6 protein-coding genes and 2 pseudogenes are annotated in these 11,109 nt (G+C 45.3%); 5 read left to right on the plus strand and 3 right to left on the minus strand.

What is annotated here, in order from left to right; translation table 11 throughout:
- From hemB to ACOJS8_RS09225, 3 genes and pseudogenes are all read right to left on the minus strand, one after another.
- Window positions 1-816 (minus strand): annotated as a pseudogene (gene hemB / locus ACOJS8_RS09215) (porphobilinogen synthase); the annotation flags it as partial.
- A gap of 57 nt (window positions 817-873) precedes the next feature.
- Entirely contained in the window at window positions 874-1,554 is a 681-nt protein-coding gene (locus ACOJS8_RS09220) for a response regulator transcription factor (RefSeq protein ID WP_420148247.1), read from the minus strand.
- 65 nt (window positions 1,555-1,619) lie between these two features.
- Window positions 1,620-3,533, minus strand: a complete 1,914-nt coding sequence (locus ACOJS8_RS09225) for a sensor histidine kinase (RefSeq protein ID WP_420148248.1) — start codon at window positions 3,531-3,533, stop codon at window positions 1,620-1,622.
- 177 nt (window positions 3,534-3,710) lie between these two features.
- On the opposite strand from ACOJS8_RS09225, the gene ACOJS8_RS09230 reads away from it, so the two are divergent.
- The 5 genes and pseudogenes from ACOJS8_RS09230 to ACOJS8_RS09250 all read left to right on the plus strand — a co-directional run.
- On the plus strand, window positions 3,711-4,553 hold the full coding sequence (locus ACOJS8_RS09230; RefSeq protein WP_420148249.1) for a T9SS type A sorting domain-containing protein: 843 nt from the start codon (window positions 3,711-3,713) through the stop codon (window positions 4,551-4,553).
- Window positions 4,554-4,688: 135 nt separating this feature from the next.
- Window positions 4,689-4,934 carry a hypothetical protein gene (locus ACOJS8_RS09235; protein ID WP_420148250.1) on the plus strand — a complete coding sequence of 82 codons (246 nt, stop codon included), beginning with the start codon at window positions 4,689-4,691 and terminating at the stop codon, window positions 4,932-4,934.
- Between the two features lie 461 nt (window positions 4,935-5,395).
- On the plus strand, window positions 5,396-8,479 hold the full coding sequence (locus ACOJS8_RS09240; RefSeq protein WP_420148251.1) for a glycoside hydrolase family 3 N-terminal domain-containing protein: 3,084 nt from the start codon (window positions 5,396-5,398) through the stop codon (window positions 8,477-8,479).
- Window positions 8,480-8,748: 269 nt separating this feature from the next.
- A pseudogene (locus tag ACOJS8_RS09245) lies at window positions 8,749-10,068 on the plus strand (hypothetical protein); the annotation flags it as partial.
- Between the two features lie 18 nt (window positions 10,069-10,086).
- Window positions 10,087-11,109, plus strand: a 1,023-nt coding sequence (locus tag ACOJS8_RS09250) for an immunoglobulin domain-containing protein (protein WP_420148252.1), incomplete at its 3' end; no start/stop codon positions are given.

Here is an 11,109-nt window from a genome sequence, read left to right on the forward strand (position 1 = left end):
GTAAGCGGCTATGGGCAGATGGAAGTTATCATTCAATAATTTAATAATATCCAAGTACGCCATCGCAGGTTTCACCATCAAAAAATCAGCACCTTCTTCAAAATCAAGCTGAGCTTCGATTAGCGCTTCCCGGCTATTAGCTGGGTTCATCTGATACGTCTTTTTATCACCAAATTTTGGGGCTGAATCCAACGCATCACGAAAGGGCCCTTAGAAAGCACTGGCGTACTTGGCAGCATACGACATGATCGCTACGTCGTGAAAGCCTCCTTCGTCAAGAACCTGACGGAGATATCCGACACGGCCATCCATCATGTCTGATGGGCCAATCAGGGTAGCTCCAGCCTGGGCTTGAGCCAAGGCCATTTTACCTAAAACTTCCAGGGTCGGATCATTCAATATTTTGCCATTTTCAACAATACCGTCGTGGCCATCCGAACTGTATGGGTCCATTGCTACGTCGGTCATGATAACCACATCTGGGAATTGATCCTTTATAGTCCGTATCGCTGTTAAATATAATCCATCCGGATTATAGCTTTCGGTAGCGTATTTATCTTTTTTTGATTCAGGTAGATTGGGGAAAAGATCAAATGCCTTAACGCCTAGATCCACACATTCCTGGATTTCGCCCAGCAGCAGATCCAGCGATAAGCGGTAAATGCCCGGCATAGAGGCTACTTCTGAACGAACGTTCTGCCCGTCTATAATAAAAACAGGCAGGATAAAATCAGTAACGGATAGGCGAGTTTCCTGAACCATGTCGCGAATAACAGCCGATTGGCGATTCCGACGTGGACGACGTATTAAATTCATAGTTGATCGATAGTCGTTGGTCAACAGTCGACAGCGCTGACTAACAACTATCGACTTTTATACAATTAATTTAAATCCTTCACCGTGCACATTGACGAGTTGAACCGCCGGGTCTTCTTTTAGGTACTTACGTAGCTTTGTCACATATACATCCATACTTCGGGCGTTGAAGTAAGAATCGTCTCCCCAAACCATTTTCAGGGCGAAGCTACGACTGACGGGTTGATTCAGATTCTGTGCCAGTAGTTTTAATAACTCCGATTCCTTGCTGGTTAGTTTCTGGGCAGTCCCATTATGCGTCAATAATTGATGAGGATAATCGAAAGCGAATGTACCAATTTGATACGTAGCAGGCTCAGACGTATCGGTCAGCCGCTGAGAACGCCGGAGAATTGCCTGAATACGTAGCAACAATTCTTCCATACTGAAAGGCTTGGTTATGTAATCGTCGGCTCCAACCTTGAATCCCTGAATGGCATCTTCCTGCATTGACTTAGCCGTCAGGAAAATAATAGGTACGTCACGGTTTCCCATCCGAACCTCCTTAGCCAGCGTAAAACCGTCTTTTTTGGGCATCATTACGTCGAAGATGCACAAATCGTAATTGCCCGCCATAAAGTGTTGAAGGCCCTGATTACCATCAGTTGCCCGATCGGTTGTGTACCCCTTCATGGTCAGGTATTCCTGAACCAGTTGCCCTAAATTAGGGTCGTCTTCGACTAATAAAATGGTAGGCATAAAAATAAGTCGTCAGCCAACAGCCGATAGTTTAACTTGCCATTAATGAATGCTTAAACTGTCAACTATTGGCTTTCTTGTTTATATGGCAAAATAACTTCAAACGAACTGCCCTTTCCCGGTTGACTTTCTACCTGAATCTGTCCGTGGTGCTCGTCAATCATTTTCTTTACGTAACTCAACCCTAGTCCAAAACCTTTTACATCGTGCCGATTGCCAGTAGGAACGCGATAGAATTTCTCGAAAATTCGGCTGGTTTGGTCTTTCGTCATACCAACCCCTTCATCAGCGACCATAATACTAACACCTTCCGGAAGACTTCGGGTCGTGAGCGTAATGTGCGGGCTTTCTGGTGAATATTTAAGCGCGTTGTCTAGCAGATTGTAAACAATGTTTGTCAAGTGAAGCTCATCCGCTTCGACAACTTCCCGATCGGCATCAAAATTTAAATCCACTTCTCCCCCACGCTGTTCAATTTGCAGACCCAGGTTATTTAGCACTTTTTCGATTACATCGTGCACATTGACGGATGAGAAATTAAGTTTAATCTCTCCACGATCTAACAGCGCCATTTGCAACACTTTCTCTACATGGGACCCAAGTCGTCGAGTTTCATCACGAATGATTCCCATATAACGGCTCAGGCGCAAATCGGGTCGGGTAATCGAATCGGGTAATGGCTTACGATCTGTCACCATTACGTCTGACTGCAATTGCTCCTGCGCCATTTCAACCGCCAGCGAAATTGTCGAAATAGGTGTCTTGAACTCATGAGTCATATTATTAATAAAGTCATTCTTAATATCGGCCAGTTTTTTCTGTTTCACAATGGTGCTGATCGCAATGTAAAAACACGCCAGAATAACCAGAATCAGTACAACCGATGCGCCAAACGTAAAGCCGAGCCTATCCAGAATAAACTGCTGTTGCGTCGGGAAGTATACGTAAACGTAATTGCCTGTTTCAAGCAAATTATTAGGAAACAAAGCGGCTTTATATCCATTAGCATCGAACTGTTGTGCGTCCACGCTTAACGAGGTAAACAAAAACTGAGGCCGCTGACGGGTCCGAACGGCGTATGCAAACGGAATATTGATACCACGCTCTGTTAATGCCTGCCGGAGCAACGTATCGAGCGCCAACCGATTTACACGATCCTCAATAGGACGGTCTGATAGAAGTAGCCCTTTCAGTACGTCCTTAATCATATGTGATTGCTCCTCAGCTCGATGCTGGCTCAAACTTGCCGGGCGAGTTGCCGCGCCTGACGAAGGTGAAGTTATAGCACTGGTTTTTTCCGCCTTACGTTGCTGAAGAGCACGCGCCCGTTTTCTGGCTAGCCGGGCTATCGAATCTCGCCGGTGGGACGACTGACTAACCTCAATATTAATTCGATTCAATTCATTTGTTAATACGTTTTCAACCCAATGATCAAACTGTTGTTGCTGCACTAACTGAGTTTGCCAGTCGCCAACAGCCATTAGCTCATCCTGTTGGCGAAAAAACTCTTCAACGACTGCCATCTGCTCAGGGGTAAGCGGTCGAACAATGGGGTGTAAAATATCTGACTGTACAGCTACTGCCCCTGCTGGTGACGCGCCTGATGGCCTCATCTGGTAATTAGACGATTGCGACTTCGGTGAATAATCCGGTCGTTTTGTCTGTACTATTCGTTCGCCCTCAGTCGTTGGAGCCCGCGGTTCGGTAGGTTTATCGGTAACTTGCCTACTTTCTTTTTTTGCGATTGACATCAGTTGATTCTGCTGCTTACGCGCCCGAATCCGCTGCTTTGTCAGGTAAACGATTTCCTGCCGTTCCAGGGTTCGTACAACCTCCTGCAAGGCGTCTGTAACTTTGTAAGCAAACTGTTCTTTCTGTAATTGCAGCGCACTATTAATCCAGTAAAGCTGAAGCCCAACAAGGCCCAACAACCCTACGGCCATCAGCACAACAATCCAGCGTATGCGTTGTTTTGACATTTTTTTATCTCCTCATGCAACCTTCGCCCGCCTTTCTCATCTATAAGGTACCGATCGTAGCGGTTAGTAAAAGTACGAACCCTAACTGCTGATCATTGGATCGTTAACAAACTTTAACAACCAATGTATCAATCGGTTTGACAACTTATCGTTCCTTGGTTTACCCTTTTTCTGATTATGAAAAAAACAGTTTTTGCAGGACACCGGTTCGTTCTGGCCCTGCTGGTTTTAGGCACAGTCCATGGCGTTTCTCTTGCTCAAAAGTCAGGAAATCCATCACCAAAGCCGGATCACAACGATGTAAACGTTCGGATAATTGAACGTAACGGCGATGAGGTTCGTGAGATCGAACGTACGTATCACCTGAATGGTATGAATGATCCGGAACGGGATAAGCTCGTCATGAAATTAGTTGACTCGCTTAAGGCTACCCGAAAAAATGGTGGACGTCGTCAAATGACAATCATTGTTGAAGATGACGGTATAGATAAGACAGTAACGCGTGAACGTAGTAAACTAAATAAAAAACGCGCCCCATCCGATGCTTACGCAAAACGCGGTCCGCTTCCCAGAAATGCACCGGATTTCTGGGATAAACCAGATTTCAAAAATAACCGGACTTGGCAGTACGAAATGCGCGTACACGCCGATTCACTGGCAGATCAGATCAGACAGTTCAAATATCAGTTTCCTAAAGATTTTGATCGGCAAATTGCCCGACCATTTGAAGACTGGGCACGTAATTTCAATGTAAAGCCATCCACCATCCGTGGGTTAGATGCATATCCCAACAACCCTGATCGGGCTCAGTTGAATGTTCGCTTCACAGCGCCTTCAAAAGGTGATGTGAGTATTGTGGTTACGAGCCCTAAAGGTAAAGAGGTAGCAAAACGTGAAATTAAAGACTTCTCAGGTGAATTTGTTGGTCAAATTGATCTGGGAAAAAATCCTCAGGGTGTGTACTTTATTACAGTGACACAAAATGAAGATGGAGCCGTAAAACGCATAATTCTGAATTAATAATTAACCAGTCTGCCAATCACTGATTGGCAGACTGGTTAATTATTAAAAATATTTTTCAAAAAATATAGTACTATGTATTGCAAGATACACAATTAAGCATATATCTTTGCATTGTAATTAAAGCAAATACTCATGAAAGGGCTCTTAATCATCGGAATTTTGTTAGTGGGTCTGAGTGGTCAGGCATTCAGCATGGGGCATCCTCACAATATTTTTGCGGCTCGGAAGCAGCTCCGGGCTAAAGCATCAGTATCATCCGTTAAAACCAAAGCATCAGCTTCATCCTGCTGGCAACATACGGTCCAACTGCCCAAAAATTCAATTGGACAGGGCTTAGTAACACTATTATCACAACTCCGATTTACTAAGGCATTGTAAAAATCTGATTATTACCAAGGCGACTAATTTATTGTAATCACAAATTACTAACGAGTCTCTATCTCTGCTTGCTACCCTCCCAATTCTCCACAAGTACATCTATTAATTATTATTTCTATTACTTTCTCCTTTAGATGCTACCAAAATTCGTATAGGATAAATTCTACGTATATCAATACGAGTTATTAGGCCCATTCTTCAACTTCTCACTTCCTCTATCTGGCTGTTACTACGTTCAGCCCCAACGTTTTCTCCATCATTCTTTCCTACCAAATAATAAACTTCCGAATTTTTAATTTTGTATTAATCCATTAGCGAAAACTATTTATCTATATTATTACGTTAAAAATTTAGATAATTCAATGATAGGCTATTGATTTCAATAGGCTTTAGCTATTTTTATGGTTTAGCCAGAAATCACTTCTTGTAGCAAATCGCAACATTTTATTTATTGAGTACCCATGCGGAACACTGTTGTACGACCTATTTTACTTGTCGGCCTCCTGTTCGTCAGTCTATTAACTGCCTTTGGCTTAATGAAGCCAGGACGTAACGTATGGGCCCGACTTTCTCATACTGCTTTTACTAAAGGCGAAACGAAACGATTAGAGACTCGTAACAGCCGCCCTGAACTTGCTATGTACAAATTCGGACCGGATGCCCGGCCCGTTGAAGTATTTAACCTTCCCGATAGTGGCCAGCATTGGGTAGACAGCGTTTTTCAGTCGTTAACCCCTGATCAAAAAATCGGCCAGTTTTTTATGGTAGCTGCCTTCTCAAATCGTCATGAGAATCACTATCAATATATCGATCACCTGATTCAGACAAACCATATTGGCGGGTTGATTTTCTTTCAGGGCGGTCCCTATCGTCAGGCTGTGCTAACTAATCGCTATCAGGCCCAATCGAAAGTTCCACTACTAATTGGTATCGATGGTGAATGGGGGTTGGGAATGCGTCTCGACAGTACAATGGATTTCCCAAAGCAAATGGCGCTGGGTGCAATCCGGGATAATGAATTAATCTATCGCATGGGTGCCGAAATTGGTCGACAATGCCAACGGCTGGGAATTCATATCAACTTTGCACCTGTATCTGATATTAACAGCAATCCCGCAAATCCAGTTATTGGTGTGCGGTCATTCGGTGAGTCTAAGGAGAACGTAGCATTAAAGGCATCGGCTTATATGCGTGGCCTGCAACAAACACACGTTATTGCTACGGCTAAGCATTTTCCGGGTCATGGTGATACGAATGCGGACTCGCATCATACATTACCGACAATCAGCCGGTCGTCGGAACAGATGCGGGAGATTGATCTGTATCCTTTCCGCAAACTGATTGCAGATAGCTTAATGGGCGTAGTAACAGGGCATTTGCATGTGCCAGTAATGGACAATACGCCTGCGCTCGCGGCTACATTATCGGAAAAAATTGTGACCGAGCTTCTTAAAAAAGAGCTAGGCTTCCGTGGGTTGGTCTTCACCGATGCATTGAATATGGCGGGCATTAATCGGTCGCCGAAGTTAACAGACGTTTATCTGCGCGCCTTGATTGCTGGAAACGACATCCTTCTGTATCCTGAAAATGTTCGGGAGGCTACCACGAATATCCTGAATGCAATTCAACACGGAGTTATTTCGCAGGAATTTATTGATGAAAAAGTAAAAAAGATTCTGCGTGCAAAGTATTGGGCGGGTCTCAATAAGTATAAACCCATTGATTTAAACGGGTTGGCTTCGGATTTGAATTCGCCTGAAGCAAAGCTGTTAAAGCAGGAGCTCTGCGAACACGCCGTTACGGTGACAACTAACCAGAACGACCTTTTACCGTTGAATCGCCTGGATACGTTACGTTTGGTTTCAATAGCTATTGGGGCCGAATCTGGCAATGTATTTCAGAAGGCATTAAATCAATACGCTCCATTTAAGACAATTTCGGTCGCTGAAAAGCCGGCTTCAGAAATCGAGGTAAACAATATTCTAAACCAGCTCGGCGATGCCAATACCGCTGTCGTGAGTTTTCATCGGATGAGCGAATCTGCCTCCCGAAAATACGGCATTACAAAAGGATCACTTGACTTGATCAGTCATTTGAAACAGCGCGGTATAAAGGTGATTGTTACGGCTTTTGGGTCGCCCTATAGTTTGCCGCAATTTGCAAGTGCCGATGCACTGGTTTGTGCTTACCAGGAACTCGACGATATGCAACACGTAGTGCCACAAGTATTATTCGGTGGCCTGGGAGCGCGTGGAATGCTACCAATTTCGATGGGCGAACTCAAGATAGGTACGGGCCTGACTGTGAACCCCGAGGGGCGGTTATCCTCCGGTTCCCCGGAAAGCGTCGGCATGAAATCGAGCGTACTAAGCCAGATCGATGCCATTGCCCAGACAGCAGTTAAAAATCGCGTAGTGCCGGGTTGTGAGATTCTGGTTGCTCGTAAAGGAAAGATTGTTTATAACAAAAACTTTGGTGCATTGACGTATGCGGCTGGTGCAGAAAAAGTAACGGATGAAACACTTTACGATCTGGCGTCGCTTACCAAGGTACTTGCTACGTTGCAATCGGTGATGGTTTTATATGATCGCAAGCAGATTGATCTGAGCCAAAAGGCTTCATTTTATTTGCCGGAACTACGTAACACGAATAAACAGAACATTACGCTTCAGGATCTGCTTTGGCACCAATCTGGCATGGTGTCTTATTATCCAACAACCTGGGACCGCACGCGTTTGCCCGGTGGTGGTTTGAAAGCTGAGTATTATTCCATTACTCGCGATAGTTTACATACCCTTCAAATTGCACCAACACTCTGGGGGGTTCCTGCTTTAAAAGATTCTGTATGGAAATGGGTTGTTCAATCACCCATGTCGCGCAAACTCGACGAGACGGGTAAGCCAGCCTATGTTTATAGTGATCTAAATTTTCTGACTTTACAAAAAATTGTTGAACGGGTTGGCAAAGAGCCATTAGACAAGTTTGTCACGGAGAACGTCTACAAACCATTAGGTCTTCACCAGCTCGGTTTTACTCCCCTGCAACGTTTACTACGTCCCCAATGCGCCCCAACCGAGCAGGATACGTATTATCGCAATCAACTACTTGTAGGTACAGTTCACGACCAGATGGCAGCTGTGCAGGGCGGCATTTCGGGTCATGCCGGTTTATTTGGAAATGCCCGCGAGATTGCCACCTTATTACAAATGAACCTCCAGAAGGGCGTATATGGCGACACGCGTATCTTTAGCCCAATGACGGTTCCTTTCTTTACTCAAACGTTAAGCAACAGAAGCCATCGGTCATTAGGCTGGGATAAACCTAATCCTGAAAGTACCAGCAGCGTCTATTTAGCTCATCAAGCTTCAGCCCGCTCATTCGGACATACAGGGTTTACTGGTAACGTAGTGTGGGTCGATCCTGACGAAGAGTTAGTTTTTGTATTTCTTTCAAACCGAATTTACCCGACAGCAGGCAATAACTCGATCAATACGACAAAGCTTCGTCGGCGAATTCATGAGTTGATCTATAGCGCTGTTCAGTAACAACTCCTTTAGGCTTCAGGCGATCATTTTACAATGACAATTACGTCAAAATGCCCCTGCATGCAGGGGCATTTTTTATTCGACCCAAGTCTTAAAAGATTTACTACATAAATGAAATCAAAGCAATAGCTAAAAGATTGATTAGCAATAGAATACAACCAGATACACTTCATTTTACAAGCAATGAATATGTATCCACTTTATGACTTTCTTCATATCCTCTACAAATGCGTTAACTTTATGCAATAATTGTTATAATGTTGATACGTATGCGGAGACGTACTTTCTACTTTTATTTATTTGTTTGTTTGTGTTTTGCCAGCTTAACAACGCGTAGCACTGCTCAAACAATCACAACCGGGCCCATTACCCCATCTAGCCTCTGTTCTTCTGGAGGAACTATTACCATTAACTACACCATAACGGGAACGTTCTCGGCAACGAATACATTCTCAGCCCAAGTATCCGATGCTACTGGTGCTTTTTCGGCTAGTCCTACAGTTATAGGTTCTGTTTCCGGTGCAAGTGCCGTTCCGATTAACGTTACACTACCTGCAATAGCTACTGGTGCTTATAAGATCAGGGTTGTATCTAATAGTCCTGCCCGGACGGGTTCCACAAGTGATCTTGCAGTTACCAGTGCTCCATCTCCACCAGGAACAAGCGCGGTTAGCTACTGCATAGGTCAGTCAGCGTCTGCCCTCACAGCCGTTGCAGCCAGCGGAGCAACATTAAAATGGTATGGCACGAATCAAACTGGGGGAACAGCTTCGTCTGGAGCGCCCACCCCATCAACAGGTGCAGCAGGCACCACAACGTATTACGTTAGCCAAAGCATTGGCAGTTGCGAAAGTTCACGAGCCAGTATAGTGGTAACAGTAAATAACGCGCCATCTGCTCCCGGTGTAGCCAGCGTCAGTTTTTGTAATAATGCTCCAGCTTCCCAACTGGCAGCTACTGGGCAAAATTTAAAATGGTATGATGCCGCGGATAAACTATTAGACGCAGCACCGACGCCAAGCACTAACGCGATCGGAACTCAAACGTTCAAAGTGTCTCAAACCGTCAATGGCTGTGAAGGCCCGAAAGCTTCACTTACTGTTACGATCAATGCATTACCTGCAGCTCCTACTGGTAACACTCCATCACCCTATTGCCAAGGCACGGGCGCAACCCCTCTAACTGCAACTGGACAAAACCTTCTTTGGTATGGCACCAACGCAACAGGCGGGAATGGCTCATCGGCAGCTACAACTCCCAGTACTGCCGCGCCAGGACAAACGACTTACTACGTTACCCAAACTGTTAATGGCTGTGAAAGCCCACGAGCAGGCATCGTCGTTACAGTGAAGCCAGCACCTGGAGCGCCAGGTGTCTCACCGGTAGCTTTTTGTCAAGGCTCTCCTCCACCAACACTAACAGCTACTTCTTTATCAGGAGGTACGCTCAACTGGTACGGAACGAATCAAACTGGAGGTACTGCTTCAGCCACCGCGCCGACTCCCTCCAATACTACGCCAGGAACAACGACTTACTACGTTAGCCAAACAATAGACGGATGCGAGGGACCACGAGCCGCTATTGCTGTAACCGTTAATCCTACTCCAGTGGCACCAGGTGTAGTCCCAGTCTCGGTCTGTCAAAATGGTTCAGTAACCTTAAATGCAACTCCCTCGGCAGGTGGAAGTCTTAACTGGTATGGCACAAGTGCAACCGGAGGTACCGCTTCAGCAAATGCTCCATCCGTTTCTACATCAGCACCAAGCACCTCTACCTACTATGTTAGTCAGTCAATTAATGGCTGCGAAGGCCCGCGGGCGTCTATTAATGTAACAGTTAATGCCTTACCTGCTGCACCGGGAGTGACTAATCTTACATACTGCCTACAAACACCAGATCAACCTGCACAGAATGTTGGAGCATTAACTGCTGTGGGAACAGGTTTAAAATGGTATAATGTAGAGGGTAGCCCTTTAAACGCAGCCCCAGTCCCATCAATTGGACAAGCTGGTGTTCAAACGTTTAAGGTGAGCCAGACTTTAAATAACTGTGAAAGTCCTCAAGCTACTCTTCAAGTAACAGTTGGGACAACTGCAACACCCACAGTTGCTAGTCCTAATCTCGCTTATTGCCAGTTTCAACAATCACAACCCTTACAAGCCACAGCCGAGACAGGAGCAAGTCTACGCTGGGTTATTCCTGGCTTACCTGCCTCAACCACAGCGCCCACGCCCCACACTAATATTCCTGGCAACCAGACTTTTTCTGTTTATCAAATCGGACAAAGTGGCTGTTATAGCCAACGGGCATCTATTAATATAACAATTAAAGCTTTGCCTGCCCCACCAGTAGTAACCTCGGTCAGCTTCTGTAATACAAGTGCAGCCTCCCAATTAACTGCCAATGGGCAAAATCTAAAATGGTATGATGCCGCGGATAAATTATTGGATGTGGCGCCGACGCCAGCAACCAGCGCAACCGGAACTCAAACCTTCAGGGTTTCTCAAACGGTAGAAAGCTGCGAAGGCCCCAAAGCCACACTTACCGTTACGATCAAACCATTGCCAGCAGCACCAGGCATTGCCAATCTAAATTACTGTTTACAAACTCAGGACCAAGCTGCACAGAAC

The organism is Spirosoma sp., from assembly GCF_048594605.1.
Lineage (GTDB): Bacteria > Bacteroidota > Bacteroidia > Cytophagales > Spirosomataceae > Spirosoma.